Consider the following 15,047-nt stretch of genomic DNA (forward strand, 5'->3'; position numbering starts at 1 on the left):
CATAAAAAGAGCCCACCGTGGTGAGCAGAACCCTCTTGACAATACCTCCCGCGATATATAGGGCGCCCGGCAGTGGTGACCGGCGACGCGGTCCCGCGGGCATGAAACAATCGGACCTGGCTCACCGGTATCCACAGCGAGCAGGAGACACAGCACGATGCGCATCGGAGTGCTCACCGCAGGCGGCGACTGCCCTGGCCTGAACGCCGTGATCCGGTCGGTCGTGCACCGAGCCGTCGACCACTACGGCGACGAGGTCATCGGCTTCGAGGACGGCTACGCCGGCCTGCTCGACGGCCACTACCGCACGCTCGACCTCGACGCGGTCAGCGGCATCCTGGCCCGTGGCGGCACCATCCTCGGCTCCTCCCGCCTGCAGCGCGACCGGCTGCGCGAGGCCTGCGAGAACGCGTACGACATCGCGCGCGACTTCGGCATCGACGCGCTGATCCCGATCGGCGGCGAGGGCACGCTGACCGCCGCGCGGATGCTGGCCGACGCGGGCCTGCCGGTGGTCGGCGTCCCGAAGACCATCGACAACGACATCTCCTCCACCGACCGCACCTTCGGCTTCGACACCGCGGTCGGTGTGGCCACCGAGGCGATGGACCGCCTCAAGACCACCGCCGAGTCCCACCAGCGCGTGATGGTCGTCGAGGTCATGGGCCGGCACGCGGGCTGGATCGCCCTGGAGTCCGGCATGGCGGCCGGCGCCCACGGCATCTGCCTGCCCGAGCGGCCCTTCGACCCGGCTGACCTGGTCAAGATGGTCGAGGAGCGCTTCTCCCGCGGCAAGAAGTTCGCCGTCGTCTGCGTCGCGGAGGGCGCCCACCCCGCCGAGGGCACCATGGACTACGGCAAGGGCGCGATCGACCAGTTCGGCCACGAGCGCTTCCAGGGCATCGGTACGGCCCTGGCGTACGAGCTGGAACGCCGCCTCGGCAAGGAGGCCAAGCCGGTCATCCTCGGCCACGTGCAGCGCGGCGGCTCACCGACCGCCTACGACCGTGTCCTTGCCACCCGCTTCGGCTGGCACGCGGTGGAGGCCGCCCACCGGGGCCAATTCGGCAGGATGACCGCCCTGCGCGGCACCGACATCGAGATGGTGCCGCTCGCGGAGGCGGTGACCGAGCTGAAGACGGTCCCGAAGGACCGGATGGACGAGGCGGAGTCGGTCTTCTAGACCCACCCCCGTCCGAGCTGGTGTTCCGGACCGCTCTCCGGAGTGCTAGCCGGTGTTGTCCTGGACCGTGGTCCAGAAGTGGTCGACCACCCGGTCCAGGAAGTCCTGCCCGGCCTCACCGGCGTTGCCGCCCCAGCCGAGGGTGGAGGCCAGCTGCCCCTGGTACTGCCGGTGCAGCTTCCTGAGGCTGTCTTCCAGGAGCCGCCGGCCCAGCGGCACGATCTTCGCGACCGGGCGGACGTACGACTGCCACCGACTCGTCATGGCGTCGCGCAGCAGCTCGGCGAGTTTCGGCTCGTGGCCCGTGACGGTCACCAGGTCGGGCAGCGAGAGGTCCAGCAGGTCGGCCAACGCGGACGACTGACGGCCGGTGCCGCGCCACTCGTCGTGCTCCTCCATGCTGAGATACGCGAGGAGTTCGAGCCCTACGGCACGCGCCACGTCCTCGGGCGCGAACCCGCGGGCGAGCCGGTGCTCGCGCAGGGTGCGTGGTCTGCCGATGAGGTCTCCGGGGGAGCACCACAACACGCCCGCGAGCCCGATGAGTTCGGGGTTGCTGGGAGCGGCGATCCGGCGCTCCCAGGCGATCACGAGGTCGGGGGTCACATAGGGGAGCCCGTAGGAGACCCGCATGCCGTAGGCGACATGTTCGGGTCCCATTCCGAGAGCGGTCCTCAGTCTGCGGGCGACGGGAGCGTCGAACGGGGGAGTCGGCGGTGGGCTGGACGGATTCGGCTGTGGGGGTCGGCGCACGGCCCACAAGCTAGGGGCGCCGACGAACGGTGACTACGGTCAGTTCGGCCAGGATCACAGATTGTAGGAACATACGGTTTCGGCCGTGGGTTCGAGGTGGCCGAAGATCGTCCGTCGCCGGACCGGCGGCTGGTGGGGAGGGTCGCGGAGGGCGCCCGGACGGGTGCCCGGACGGACCGTCGCTCTCGTGCAAGAGGCGAATGGCAAGGTAGAGGGGCATATTCGCGAGCGTTCGGAGACGCCTTCCGTCCGGCATCCCGAAACGGTCGGCGCCGACGGGGCCTCGCGTGTCTCGCCCGGGTGGGCGGACATCGAAGGTGAGTACGTCAAGGTCAACACGGCGATCGACCGTGGGAGGGAGGGGTTCCGGCGGCGCAATCCGAACGTTCCCCCCTCCCGTCACCACCCCGACGGCGCTCGCTGGAGGTGCGCGCCGGGCTCACCCTTCATCCCTTGACCGCCCCGCCGAGCGCGAACCCCGCGCCCAGCCGCCTGGCGATCAGCACGTACAGCAGGATCACCGGGGTCGAGTAGACGACGGAGAACGCGGCCAGCTGCCCGTAGGCCACCATGCCCCGGTTCCCGAAGAACTCGTTGATGCTGACCGAGGCCGGCATCTGGTCCGGGGTGAGCAGAAGCATGAACGGGACGAAGAAGTTCCCCCACATCATCACGAAGGAGAACACCGTCACGACGGAGACTCCCGGCCCCATGAGGGGGAGCACGATCCGGACCAGTGACTGGAGCGAGGACGCGCCGTCCGTCCAGGCCGCCTCCTCCAGTTCCCTCGGCACGCCGTCCATGAAGTTCTTCATCAGCCAGATGGCGAACGGCAGTTGAGAAGCGGCGAAGAAGAAGATCGTGCCCTGCATGGTGTCGATCAGGTCCACCCGCACGAACAGCGCGTACACCGGCACCATGATCGCGGTGATCGGCAGGCTGGTCGCGAAGAGGATGGTGAGCAGGAACGGACGGTTCAGGCGGGACCTGAACCGGGACAGGGGGTACGCGGCGAGCGCCGCGCACACCACCGTCAGTCCGGTCGCGCCGCCGCACAGGATCAGGCTGTTCAGCAGCGGGGTGAAGGTGATGTCGGAGGTCAGGATCGCATCGAAGTTGCCCAGGGTGAGGCCGTCGGGCGCCTTCACCCTGAGGTCGGCGCGCGGGTCGAGGGACGACAGGACGACCCAGGCCAGCGGCAGCGCGAAGGCGGCGGCGAGCACGAACAGCCCGGCGTCGGCGGCCAGTCGGCGGCTGCGTCGGCGGGAGGAGAGCGTCAGGGCCATGTGTCGTCAGACCTCCGTCCGCAGCAGGCGCAGGTAGATGAGCGAGAACAGGGAGCCGACCAGGAGCAACAGCAGCGCCACCGCCGTTCCGTAGCCGATCATGCTGTTCTGGAAGGCCTGTTCGTACATGAAGAGGGGCAGCGTCTGACTCTTGTCACCCGGGCCGCCCCTGGTCATCACCCAGATGAGCCCGAAGACGGACAGGGTCTGCAGGGTGTTGAGCATCAGGTTGGTGGCGATGGAGCGACGGATCATCGGGAGCGTGATGTGCCACATACGGCGCCGGCCACTTGCCCCGTCGACCTCGGCCGCCTCGGTGATCTCCTTCGGGATCTCGTTGAGGGCGGCGGAGTACACGAGCATCGAGAAGGCCGTCCCCCGCCACACGTTCGCGAAGGACACCGCGAGGATCGGAAGCGTGAACAGCCAGTTCTGGGACGGGAGGTGGAGCCAGTCCAGGATGGCGTTCAGGGTGCCCTCGCGGCGGAAGAAGGCGTAGAGCAGGAAACCGGCGACCACCTCCGGCAGCACCCACGCCGTGATCACGATCCCACCGGTGAGCGTGCGGACCGGTTTCGAGGCGCGCCGCATGAGGGCGGCCAGTGCCAGGCCCAGGGTGTTCTGCCCGATCAGCGACGAGATGACCGTGAACACCAGCGTCAGCCATACGGCGTTGAGGAACTCCTCGTCCTGGAACGCCGTACGGAAGTTCTCCAGACCGACGAACGACGACTCGGCCTGGCCGGTGAGCTGGAGGTCGGTGAAGGCGATCCAGACGCAGTAGACGATCGGGCCCGCGAGGAAGAGCAGCAGCAGGACCAGCGCGGGGGAGACGGGGAGGGCACGGACGAGGGAGCGGCGCAGGGGGACGCGCGGAGCGCCGGGCGGTGCAGGGGGCGGGCCCGAGGGGGACTTCGCCGCCCCCGGACCCGTCGCCCGCGGTGCGGCGGTGGTCACTTGTCGACCACCTGGTTGTCCGTGGCCTCCTTGAGCGCGTCGTCGTAGGCCCGCGCCGCCTGTGGCACGGGCTGGTCACCCGTCGTCACGCCCTCCATCGCCTCCTGGATGGCGGTGGAGACCTTCGGGTACGCGGGATAGGCGGGCCGGTAGTGGGTGCTGGCGACCAGGTCGGTGAAGAACGTGATGCCTGGCTGGGCCCTGGTGTACGCGGGATCGGCGGCGACGTCCTCGCGGACGGCGATGCCCGAGTTGGCGATGTACCACTTCTGGGCGTTGGCCTTCGTCTGCAGGGTCTTGATGAAGTCGAAGGCGAGGTCGGGGTTGGCTGACTTGTCCGGGATGGACCAGGTCCAGCCGCCGGACATGCTCACCTTGCCGGGGGCCTGGCCGTGCTGGGTGGGCATCGCGGCGAGACCGAGTTCCTTCGACCACTCGGGCCACTCGTGTCCGCTGCCCTTCAGCCAGTCCTGCGGGAGCCAGGAGCCGTCGAGGGCGATACCGAGCTTGCCCTTGGGCAGCCACTCGCCGCGGACCCTCGTCATGACGTTGGGGTCGAGGGCGTCCTCGATGTCCGGACCGAGCTTCTCCTTGTAGACGGTCTCGACGAAGGCGAGGGAGTCCTTGAAGCCGTCGCCCGCGGTGACCCACTTCTTCGACGTCCGGTCGTAGAGGGGATCCTGGCCGCCCGCGTCGCCGGTGCCGTAGAGCAGCATCTCGAAGGTCTGCATGGTGGCGGCCTCACCGACCGGCTTGCCCGTGTAGACGTTCAGCGGGATGACGTCCGGGACCTTCTCCTTGATCGTGCGGGCGGCGGCGAGGACGTCGTCCCAGGTCTTCGGCTGCCAGCCGGCGGGCAGGCCCGCCTTGCGGAAGATGTCCTTGCTGAACCAGAGGCCCCGGGTGTCCGTGCCGTCCGGGACGCCGTACGTCTTGCCGTCCTCGGCCTTCGCGGCGGCCTTCGCGGTCTCCATGAACTGTCCCCAGTCCGGCCACTTGGCGAGGTACGGGTCGAGCGGCTTCAAGTACCCGCTGGTGATGTCCGAGTTGATGAGGAAGGTGTCCTCGTAGACCAGGTCCGGGGCGGTCTTGGGGGAGCGGAGCATCTGCTGGAGCTTGGTGTAGTACTCCGAGTCCGGGGCCTTGATGGGGACGAGCTCGACCTTCTTGCCGGGGTTCTCCTTCTCGAACTGCTTCTTGACGCCGGCGAGGTAGTCGTCCATGACGTGGATCGAGTTGTCCGTGGACTGCTTGAAGGAGACCTTCAGGGTGTCCGGGTCACCACCGGAACCGCCGCCGCAGGCGGTGACGGTGGCTGCGATGGCGACAAGGCTGATCAGTAAGGAAGTTGAGCGGACGGCGGTGGGGCGCACGGGCATGACCTCCTGCGGGCACGTCGCTGTGGCCGGGATGGCTGCCGTGTGAACGTAAGAGGAGTGGTCTAGTCAGGTCAATGAGCGTGCGCGGATTGGATGTTGGGCGGCTACCGGACGTGGTTGGTCCTGCCGTACTCGATGTCGCGGATGGGGGCGCGGAGGGCTTCGCGGGAGTTGTTGAGGGCGGTGGTCCTCGGTCCGGCGAGGGCGATGCGCGGGTGCTGCGCCTGGCCGCGGTCGGCGTCGGATCACCACTGGGTGACGAGCGGCGTGTCCGGTTCGTGCTGCTGCCAGGCTTCGGTGAGGCGGACGAGGCGGGCGGGGGCGGCGATGCCACGCACGGTTGCGATCCTGCCGCCCGCGATGTCGAACGTCACGGCGCCGATGACCTGGTCGCCGACCACGAAGAGGATGGCGGGGGAGCCGTTCACGAGCGCGTAGTGGATGGCGGGCGTGCCGCCGGCAAGTCGCCGTTTCGCGGGTGTGGGTTTGAAGCCGGCGCGTGCTACGGCGGCGATGCGCTGCGGAGTGTCGTACCGCAGCAGCTTCTCGGTCAGGCCGGCGCCGTCGGAGATCGCGGTCGCGTCGTCGGTGAGCAGCGCCACCAGCCGTTCGGTGCGGCCCGAGGAGGCAGCGGCGAGGAATTCCTCGACGATCCTGCGGGCGGATGCCTGGTCCACTTCGCCGCCGCCGCGACGCGCGGCGGTGATGCGGAGCCGGCCCCGGCTCAGGTGCTGCTGGCTTGCGGACTCGGTGATGTCGAGGATCTCGGCGATCTCGGCGTGGCTGTAGGAGAACGCTTCGCGCAGGACGTAGACGGCCCGCTCGGAGGGTGACAGGCGCTCCATGAGAGTCAGCACGGCCAGGGAGACCGATTCGCGCTGTTCGAAAGTGTCGGCAGGGCCGAGCATCGGGTCACCGTCGAGGAGCGGTTCGGGCAGCCAGGCGCCGACGGTGCGTTCGCGGCGGGCTTGTGCCGAGCGGAGCCGGTCGAGGCACAGGTTGGTGACGACCTTGGTCAGCCATGCTTCCGGCACCCTGATTCGCTGCCGGTCCGCGGCCTGCCAGTGCAGGAACGCGTCTTGCACGGCGTCATCGGCGTCGGCGGCGGAGCCCAGCAGTCGGTACGCCAGCGAGGCCAGCCGGTTCCGGCCGGCCTCGAACCGACTGATGTCGAAGCGATCGGCGGCGGCGTTGTCCACGCGGACCACCCTAGGCGGCCAAGCGCTTGTCGGCGGCCGCATCTGGCGCGGCGGCCAGGCGCCGCTTGCGCTTGGGCAGGCCGAAGGTCGGGTGCGAGGTGGTCCACAGTGACATCTTGAGGATGCCCGCCTTGATCCGCGCGGCCTTCCGGCCGCCCACATACTTCGGCTTCGCCTGCCCTTCGTCGTCGATCATCTGCAGGATCCCGTCCCGCCGCCCGAGGCTGATGTGGTTGCCCAGGTACTCCAGCTTGGTGTTCGGGATCTGGCGGCCGGTCAGGTGTCCCACGATCGCGGCCGTGGCCTGCATGCCGGTGTAGCCGGCCGAAGCGCAGGACATCGGCAGCCGCCGGCCGTTGTCACCGATGGCGTAGGCGCTGTCGCCGACGGCGTAGACGTTCGGGTGCGAGACCGACCGCATGATGCGATCGACGACGATTCGACCGTCCTCGGTGACCTCCAGCCCGCCGACGGCGGCGATGGCGTTGACCGCGAACCCGGCCGTCCACACGGTGGCGTCGGACGCCAGGGCGGTGCCGTCGGCGCACCGTACCCGCGTCGCTTCGACGGCTACGACGCTGGTGTGCTCCAAGACGGTGATGCCCAGCCGGTCGCAGGCCCGGCGCAGGTGACCGCGGGCCCCGGCGGAGAGCGTGACGCCCAGCTCTCCGCGGGCGACCAGCGTCACCGACAGGCCGGGCCGGGATTCGGCGATCTCGGTGGCGGTCTCGATGCCGGTCAACCCGTCGCCGACGACCAGCACACTCCCGCCTTCGCCTTTCCTGCCCAGGCTGTCCAGGCGATCGCGCAAGCGCAGAGCCGCTGGACGGCTGGTGACGTGGAAGGCGTGCTCGGCCACGCCCAGAACGCCTTGGTCGGCGACGTGGCTGCCGAGCGCGTAGAGAAGTGTGTCGTAGCCCAGTTCGCCGCCGCTGTCGGCGTCGGCCACAGTGACGACCTGGCGCTCGGGGTCGACGGCGGTGACACGGGCCAGGCGCAGCCGTATCCCCGTGCCCACGAAGACGTCGGTGAGCTTCGGAGCCTCGATCTCCTGGCCGGCCGCGAGCTGGTGCAGCCGTAACCGCTGGACGAAGTCCGGCCCGGCGTTGACCACGGTGATCTCGGTGTCCGCCGGGGACAGCCGACGGGCCAGGGTCCCGGCCACGTAGGCCCCGGCATATCCGGCACCGAGGACGACGATGCGGTGCTTCATGGGTGTCTCCTGTCGGGTCGCTGGCTCCCTGTCGGTGACTTGAGCGGAACAGGGCCCCGATTACTGACAGGAACTGCGTGTGACATGAGTCACAGGGCGACAGGAGAGTGGCCCGATGATGCTCGCGCGCGGCTCCTTCAGGTGTTCGGCTCGGTCTCTTCGGGTGTGTCGCTGGCTGGCTCTGGCATTCCGATGACGTACGTCCCCTTGGCGGGCAGGGTGGCGACGAGCCCTCGCTTCCGGAGTTCGACGATGGCGCGACGCACGGTGCCGATGCTCACGCGGTGCAACTCCGTCATGGCCCGCTCGCCCGGCAGCGCGGCCCCCTGCGGCAACTTGCCGGTGGCGATGTCTGCCGCGATGGCGTCGGCGAGTTTCACGTACTCGTAGCGCGGGAGCTCACTCATTTCTCCACCGTGCCGCAGCCCAACGCTTGACGCAGAGTTGGGACGCGTTCCGCAGCGGTGATGAGCGGTAGGACGCAGTGGGGTGCAGGGGGACGCAGTTGGCGGTATGGTCGAAATGACAGACCCCGGCGAGGTGGCTAGACCTCCCGGGGCACGGCCAACGCTTAACAGGAGCGTCGACATGCATGACCTTATCCGCCGCACCCTCGAATGGCTGCGCCTCCTCTTCGCCCCCGGCACCGGCAAACGGCGCCGCCCTCGCAGCCACCCCTACCCCAGCCTCCACCTCACCCCCGTACGCCCCGCCCCCTTGCCGCGCCACCGCTCCCCGTACGGCGTCCCCACGCCTCTCGACGGCACCGCCTCCGCTCTCGTGCGCCCCTACCTCGCCGCCCTCGAACAGGAAGCCGCCCTCCAGCAACACCGCCGCCTCGCCCTCGTCCTCGCCGCCGACTTCGGGATCGACCTCGACCGGCACCTGATCGGCGCGCAGGAGGTGGCCGCCTGATGGAACCCACAACGCGACACGCCACCGACCCCGCGACGCCCTCCCCGTCCGCCCGCCTGCTGCCCTGGCCGTCCCCCGGTGGTAAACCCTGCTACCTGCTCACGGACAGCGGCGGCGGATACGTGTCCCGCCTCGCCGACGAGCTGGAGGCCACCCAACTGGCCATGGCCGCCGACGTGCTCGACCTCGCCCGCCCGCTGCTGGACGACCCCACGTCGCCGTACACCGAGGTCCGCTACGCCGGCATCCGGCTCGCCGAGTGCCTGACCGACGCCCTGCGCGTCGCCGAGTCCCGGGGGCTGCGCCTGCCCGCGCCGGACACGGAGAGCACCGAGGATGCCTACGGCGTCGTAGAGGCCGAAGTGACCGAACGCGGCCTGTCGACGTAATACGCGACTACATGGACGAGGATCACGGTGAGCCTCCGCGGCTGTGCTGAGGCAGCCCGCGTGCGCCCTCGAGGATCGCGCCGGACAGCTTCGCGCCCGCTGTCTTCGCCCCGGTCAGGTCTGCGTTGCTCAGGTCCGCACGGGTCAGGTCGGCGCCGCGCAGGTCCGCGCCGGTCAGGTCGGCGTCGGTCAGATCCGCGTGGATCAGGAGCACGCCGCGCAAGTCCGCGGAGCTCAGGTTCGCGCCGATCAGGGACGCGCGGGTCAGGTCGGCGCTCGAGTCGGCCCGGCTGGTGACGTTGGTTTCCTCGGCGCTGCTCAGGTGCGCGCGGTGAAGGTTCGCTCCGTCGAGCTCCGCGCCGGTCAGGACGGCCGCACCCAGGCGCGCGTCGGTGAGACTGCTCCTGCGAGAAACGCCTGCCGGAGGTCCGTGTCCTGCAGGTTGGCGGCGGGCATGTTCGCGTCGTCGAGGGACGCGCCGAAAAGGTCGAAGTGTTCGAGGCCCGCGTCTCGGAGGTCCGCGCCGGTGAAGTTCGCGTAGCGGAAGGTGCCGCGTCTGGGCATCCCGCCTTCTGTGAGGCCCACTTCGCGCTCGAGGCCGCGCAGATCGACGCTGCTCATATCGACTCGGTACAGCGGCTTGCCCTCCTCGGTCACTTCCCGGTCAGTGGACCGGTTGCCCAGGACAGTGACCACAGCCGCCACGTCGGCAGGGGGTCTGTGCTCCTCCGCCGGCTTGAAGCCACTGTCCGGAACGGGAGCGTGCCGGCGTACGAACGCGGCCAGCACCGAGACGACAGCGCGCTGATCTCGAGAGGAATCCTGCATGATGCGTTGCAGGGCGAAGATTCCCCCCAGGCGCACATCCAGCGACGCTGATCCCAGGTTGGTGATCGCGGCGTTGTACCGGGTGGTGATCTGCCCCTGCTCGGAGATCCGCAGATCCTTGTTCGTCTGCTCGACCGACATCCACGTGAACAGCAGCGCGACGAGTGCGGCCAGTCCCGGCAGCGTGGACGCCACGAGTGCCACCCATGTCAGTGTGCTGACTCCGGTGTCACGGTCCCGCCCGACGGGGCGGGACCGTTGTGGTCGATGTCGCCTGGCGGCCCGTCGACGGGCGACCCGGCGGAGTCGTGAGGCGGCAGAAGACTCGGTCATCCACTCATGACATACGAGAACAAAGCTCCCATTTCCCCGCCACGCTGTCGTAGCACTCGATCAGGACTGCCAGGAGGTGGTCATGCCCCGACCGCCTGACAGGCCCTAACGCCCCCGCCCCACCACCCCCCGCACCCACCGGTACACCAACTCCGGCCGCCCCACCTGCCCGTACACCGGGGCCCGTTCCGCCCGTCCCGCTTCCACGAGGTGCTCCAGGTACCGCCGGGCCGTGATGCGGGAGATGCCCACCGCCTCGGCGATGCCCGCCGCGGTCAGGCCCTCCTCCGCCTCGCGCAGCGCGCCCGTCACCCGCTCCAGGGTCGGTCCGCTCAGTCCCTTCGGCAACGCGGCCGGCCCCGGGGCCCGCAGCGTGGCCAGGGCTCTGTCGACCTCGTCCTGGCCGCTCGCCTCGCCCGCCGACGCGTGGAACTCGGCGTAGCGCACGAGGCGGTCCCGCAGGGTCGCGAAGGTGAAGGGCTTCAGTACGTACTGGACGACGCCGAGGGAGACGCCCTCCCGCACCACGGTCAGGTCCCGTGCGGACGTCACCGCTATGACGTCCGCGTGATGGCCCGCGGCCCGCAGGGAGCGGGCCAGTTGGAGGCCGTGCACGTCCGGCAGGTGGAGGTCAAGCAGGAGCAGGTCGACCGGTGTGCGCTCCAGCGCGCGGCGGGCCTCCGCGCCGGTGTGGGCCTTGCCGACGGCGGTGAACCCCGGGACCCGGTTGACGTACATGACGTGGGCGTCGGCGGCGACCGGGTCGTCCTCCACCACCAGGACCCGGATGGGCTGCTGCTCGGTCGTCGTCATGCGTCGCCTCCAGAAGCCGGGTTGTCGCCGGACACCGTGTCCCCGTGAACCGCGCTTCCCCCGGTGACCGTGCCGGCCGGCGAAGCCCGGCCGCCCGTGACCGAGCCGCTCCCGGGCACGACCCCACTGCCCGACACCAGGGCCTCCTCCGACACCCGCCCGGATCCGTCCCCGCCCCCCAGCGGCAGCCGGACCTCGAACTGGGCCCCGCCCCCGTCGGCCTCCGCCACCGTCAGGGACCCCTCGTGCCGGTTCACCGCCTGCCGTACGAGAGCGAGGCCGAGGCCCCGGCCGCCAGGTCCGGCCGGCTTCGTCGAGAAGCCCCGCTGGAACACCGCCTCCGTGTGGGCGGGGTCGACGCCGTCTCCGGTGTCCGAGACACGGAGCACCAGTTCACCGTCCTTGGTGTACGCCGTCACCGTCACCCGGGCCGGCACACCGCCCTGCGCCGCGTCGACCGCGTTGTCGATCAGGTTGCCGAGGATGGTGACCAGGTCACGGGAGGGCAGGGAGTCCGGCAGCAGACCGTCGTCCAGGCGGCTGTCGTCCGACACCACCAGCTCCACGCCCCGCTCGTTGGCCTGGGCGGTCTTGCCCAGCAGCAGGGCCGCCAGCACCGGCTCGCCCACCGCCGCCACCACCTGGTCGGTGAGGGCCTGGGCCAGCTCCAGTTCGGCGGTCGCGAAGTCCACCGCCTCCTCCGCGCGGCCCAGCTCGATCAGCGAGACGACGGTGTGCAGCCGGTTCGCCGCCTCGTGGGCCTGCGAGCGCAGGGCCTGCGTGAAGCCGCGTTCGGAGTCCAACTCGCCCATCAGGGACTGGAGTTCGGTCACATCGCGCAGGGTGACCACGGTTCCCCGGCGTTCGCCGCCCGACACCGGGGAGGTGTTGACCACCAGTACCCGGGCCGCCGTCAGGTGCACCTCGTCCACCCGTGGCTCCGACGCCAGCAGCGCCCCGGTGAGCGGGGCGGGCAGGCCGATCTCCGCTACCGACCGGCCCACCACGTCCCACTCGGACGCCACCCCGAGCAACTCCCGCCCGCCGTCGTTGATGAGCGCCACCCTGTACTGCCCGTCCAGCATCAGCAGCCCCTCGCGTACGGCGTGCAGCGCGGCCTGGTGGTAGTCGTGCATGGCGCTCAGCTCGGCCGCGTTCATGTTGTGGGTGTGGCGGCGCAGCCGGGCGTTGACGACGTACGTGCCGATCGCGCCGAGGGCGAGCGCACCGGCCGCGACCCCGAGCATGGCGGTCAGCTGGCCCTGCACCCGCTTGCTGATTTCCTCGACCTTTATGCCGGCGCTGACCAGGCCGATGACGCGGTGGTCGCCGTCCTCGACGGGGGTGACCGCGCGGACCGAGGAGCCGAGCGTGCCCGTGTAGGTCTCGGTGAAGGGCTGTCCCTTCAGGGCGGGGGCGATGTTGCCGCGGAAGTGCTGGCCGATCTGGGCCTCCACGGGGTGGGTCCAGCGGATGCCCCGCGGATTCATGATCGTGACGAAGTCGACGTCGGTGTCGGTCATCACCCGCAGCGCGTACGGCTGGAGTCGGGCCGTCGGATCGGAGGTGCCGATCGCCTCCCGCACGGAAGGGGAGTCGGCGACGGATCGCGCCACCGCCAGGGCCTGCCGACGGGCGGCGTCCTCCGCCTGGCCGCGGTCACTGACGTACGTGAACAGCGCGTACCCGGCGACGACGACCGCGATCAGCACGGCCTGCATGGCGAAGAGCTGGCCGGCCAGGCTGCGGGGTCTCGGGACACGGACGTGCATGCCGTCAGTCTGCCTGTTGGCTGATTGTGAACTATATGAACGGAAGGGTGACCGCCCTCACACGGCGGGAGATAGTCACCGCATCCCCCCATGCAAAACCGCCCTACACAACCCCATCCACATCCCCCGGACGTGAGCCGCACGCCGGTGATGCCGACGACGTCGTCAAGGAGGGTCTCCGTGACCAGCGCAGCCGATACGGCACCAGCCGCACCCAAAGCCAAACGGGACCGCACCCATTATCTGTACATCGCCGTCATTGGCGCGGTGGCGCTCGGCATCGCGGTCGGTCTGATCTGGCCCGATTTCGGAGTCGAGCTCAAGCCCCTGGGCACGGGCTTCGTGAACCTGATCAAGATGATGATCTCGCCCATCATCTTCTGCACCATCGTTCTGGGCATCGGCTCGGTACGGAAGGCCGCGAAGGTCGGTGCCGTCGGCGGCATCGCGCTCGGCTACTTCATGGTGATGTCCCTGGTCGCGCTGGCCATCGGCCTGGTCGTGGGCAACATCCTGCACCCGGGCGACGGGCTGCACCTGACCGAGGCCCTCAAGGCGTCCGGCCACGACCAGGTGTCGGCCGACGCGCTTCCGCCGGTCGAATTCGCGCTGTCGATCATCCCGGTGACGTTCGTTTCCGCCTTCACCGAGGGCCAGGTTCTGCAGACCCTTCTTGTCGCGCTGCTTGCCGGCTTCGCCCTGCAGGCGATGGGTTCGGTCGGTCAGCCGATTCTGCGCGGTGTCGAGCACATCCAGCGACTGGTGTTCCGCATCCTCGCCATGGTGATGTGGGCCGCCCCGATAGGTGCCTTCGGTGCCATCGCCGCCGTGGTCGGATCGGCGGGTCTGGACGCGCTCAAGAGTCTCGCCGTGCTGATGGTCGGCTTCTACATCACCTGTCTGCTCTTCGTCTTCGTCGTGCTCGGTACGCTGCTGCGTGTGGTCGCGGGGCTGAACATCTTCATGCTGTTCAAGTACCTCGCCCGGGAGTTCCTGCTGATCCTGTCCACCTCCTCCTCCGAGTCGGCGCTGCCGCGGCTCATCGCGAAGATGGAGCACCTGGGCGTGAGCAAGCCGGTGGTCGGCATCACCGTTCCGACCGGCTACTCCTTCAACCTTGACGGCACGATGATCTACATGACCATGGCGTCGCTCTACATCGCCGACGCCCTGGGGACGCCGATGTCGATCGGAGAGCAGATCCCGCTGCTGCTCTTCCTGCTGGTCGCCTCCAAGGGCGCGGCGGGCGTGAGCGGCGCGGGTCTGGCCACCCTGGCCGGCGGTCTGCAGTCGCACAAGCCCGCTCTGGTGGACGGCATCGGCCTGATCGTCGGTATCGACCGCTTCATGAGCGAGGCGCGCGCTGTGACGAACTTCGCGGGCAACGCCGTGGCTACCCTCCTGATCGGCACCTGGACGAAGGAGGTCGACCGCGAGCGCGTCGACCAGGTCCTCGCCGGACACCTGCCCTTCGACGAGCAGACGCTCCTGGACGACGGTGCCGACGGTGGCCACGACGCCCACGCGGAGCTTCCCGAGCAGGGCGGCGACAAGGAACTCGCCAAGGCCTGACGCCAGAACAGCGCCTGACGCCAGAACAGCGCCGGGCCCCAGAACAGGGCCGGGCCCGGCCTGAACCCGGGCCCGGCCCTTGGTGTCCGGGCGGCTGAGTACTCCCCCTTGACGCCGTCTCCTGCCCAAAGGCAGGAGATTCCGGTCCGTACCGCGGTACCACCATGGGTTCCTGTTCACAGGCCACCGCCGACCGGTGAGGGTCGGTCTTACACGGCCTCCGCAGGCCTGACTTCCCGCCCGTCCGGCGGTAGGTCCCACAACTCCGTTGTCGGACAAGGCGATCTTAGCCATGCCGCTGCGCCCTCCGGGCCGCTGCGGGCATATGCCCTACACCTCCACCCTGAAGTGTGGAGCGCTGGGCAAGTGCTCGGTAGCTCAACTGCCCGGTTCGGCTTTCGTCCGATTCTCCCTCGCTCTGCTTCGCCACCGGTCGGTGGCACGGAGGCGGGCAC

Annotated in this window: 14 protein-coding genes and 1 pseudogene; 4 read left to right on the forward strand and 11 right to left on the reverse strand. The window is 69.5% G+C overall.

What is annotated here, in order from left to right; all coding sequences use genetic code 11:
- The first annotated feature begins 157 nt into the window (after positions 1-157).
- Entirely contained in the window at positions 158-1,183 is a 1,026-nt protein-coding gene (locus ABZ027_RS03455) for an ATP-dependent 6-phosphofructokinase (protein ID WP_356763904.1), read from the forward strand.
- Positions 1,184-1,228: 45 nt separating this feature from the next.
- Here ABZ027_RS03455 and ABZ027_RS03460 read toward each other — a convergent pair whose 3' ends face one another.
- From ABZ027_RS03460 to ABZ027_RS03490, 7 genes are all read right to left on the reverse strand, one after another.
- Positions 1,229-1,936, reverse strand: a complete 708-nt coding sequence (locus ABZ027_RS03460) for a helix-turn-helix transcriptional regulator (protein ID WP_356763906.1) — start codon at positions 1,934-1,936, stop codon at positions 1,229-1,231.
- 446 nt (positions 1,937-2,382) lie between these two features.
- Positions 2,383-3,222, reverse strand: a complete 840-nt coding sequence (locus tag ABZ027_RS03465) for a carbohydrate ABC transporter permease (RefSeq protein WP_356763908.1) — start codon at positions 3,220-3,222, stop codon at positions 2,383-2,385.
- A gap of 6 nt (positions 3,223-3,228) precedes the next feature.
- On the reverse strand, positions 3,229-4,179 hold the full coding sequence (locus ABZ027_RS03470) for a sugar ABC transporter permease (protein WP_356763910.1): 951 nt from the start codon (positions 4,177-4,179) through the stop codon (positions 3,229-3,231).
- Positions 4,176-5,558, reverse strand: coding sequence for an extracellular solute-binding protein (locus ABZ027_RS03475; protein ID WP_356763912.1), 1,383 nt, complete (start codon positions 5,556-5,558; stop codon positions 4,176-4,178). The genes ABZ027_RS03470 and ABZ027_RS03475 overlap by 4 nt, the downstream gene beginning before the upstream one ends.
- A gap of 245 nt (positions 5,559-5,803) precedes the next feature.
- Positions 5,804-6,757 (reverse strand): sigma-70 family RNA polymerase sigma factor, encoded by a 954-nt coding sequence (locus tag ABZ027_RS03480; protein WP_356763914.1) that lies wholly within the window; start codon positions 6,755-6,757, stop codon positions 5,804-5,806.
- A 10-nt stretch (positions 6,758-6,767) separates the two neighbouring features.
- Positions 6,768-7,970 (reverse strand): FAD-dependent oxidoreductase, encoded by a 1,203-nt coding sequence (locus ABZ027_RS03485; RefSeq protein ID WP_356763916.1) that lies wholly within the window; start codon positions 7,968-7,970, stop codon positions 6,768-6,770.
- Positions 7,971-8,107: 137 nt separating this feature from the next.
- Positions 8,108-8,377 carry a GntR family transcriptional regulator gene (locus ABZ027_RS03490; protein WP_356763918.1) on the reverse strand — a complete coding sequence of 90 codons (270 nt, stop codon included), beginning with the start codon at positions 8,375-8,377 and terminating at the stop codon, positions 8,108-8,110.
- 181 nt (positions 8,378-8,558) lie between these two features.
- Here ABZ027_RS03490 and ABZ027_RS03495 point away from each other — a divergent pair, with 181 nt between their 5' ends.
- Both ABZ027_RS03495 and ABZ027_RS03500 read left to right on the forward strand, forming a co-directional pair.
- A complete protein-coding gene (locus tag ABZ027_RS03495) occupies positions 8,559-8,885 on the forward strand; it encodes a hypothetical protein (RefSeq protein WP_356763920.1) in 327 nt (108 codons plus the stop codon).
- On the forward strand, positions 8,885-9,274 hold the full coding sequence (locus tag ABZ027_RS03500; RefSeq protein WP_356763922.1) for a hypothetical protein: 390 nt from the start codon (positions 8,885-8,887) through the stop codon (positions 9,272-9,274). The genes ABZ027_RS03495 and ABZ027_RS03500 overlap by 1 nt, the downstream gene beginning before the upstream one ends.
- Positions 9,275-9,296: 22 nt before the next feature.
- On the opposite strand, the pseudogene ABZ027_RS03505 reads toward ABZ027_RS03500, so the two are convergent.
- The 4 genes and pseudogenes from ABZ027_RS03505 to ABZ027_RS03520 form a co-directional block, all read right to left on the reverse strand.
- Positions 9,297-9,551 (reverse strand): annotated as a pseudogene (locus tag ABZ027_RS03505) (pentapeptide repeat-containing protein); the annotation flags it as partial.
- Between the two features lie 86 nt (positions 9,552-9,637).
- Positions 9,638-10,297: a pentapeptide repeat-containing protein gene (locus tag ABZ027_RS03510; RefSeq protein ID WP_356763924.1), complete on the reverse strand. Its 660-nt coding sequence runs from the start codon at positions 10,295-10,297 to the stop codon at positions 9,638-9,640.
- Between the two features lie 243 nt (positions 10,298-10,540).
- Entirely contained in the window at positions 10,541-11,248 is a 708-nt protein-coding gene (locus ABZ027_RS03515; RefSeq protein ID WP_356763926.1) for a response regulator, read from the reverse strand.
- Positions 11,245-13,020, reverse strand: a complete 1,776-nt coding sequence (locus ABZ027_RS03520; protein WP_356763928.1) for a sensor histidine kinase — start codon at positions 13,018-13,020, stop codon at positions 11,245-11,247. Before ABZ027_RS03520 ends, ABZ027_RS03515 begins: the two co-directional genes overlap by 4 nt.
- A 180-nt stretch (positions 13,021-13,200) precedes the next feature.
- Here ABZ027_RS03520 and ABZ027_RS03525 point away from each other — a divergent pair, with 180 nt between their 5' ends.
- Positions 13,201-14,592 (forward strand): cation:dicarboxylase symporter family transporter, encoded by a 1,392-nt coding sequence (locus ABZ027_RS03525; protein WP_356763930.1) that lies wholly within the window; start codon positions 13,201-13,203, stop codon positions 14,590-14,592.
- The last annotated feature ends 455 nt before the right edge of the window (positions 14,593-15,047 follow it).

Source organism: Streptomyces sp. NPDC006332 (assembly GCF_040612855.1).
Taxonomy (GTDB): Bacteria; Actinomycetota; Actinomycetes; order Streptomycetales; family Streptomycetaceae; genus Streptomyces.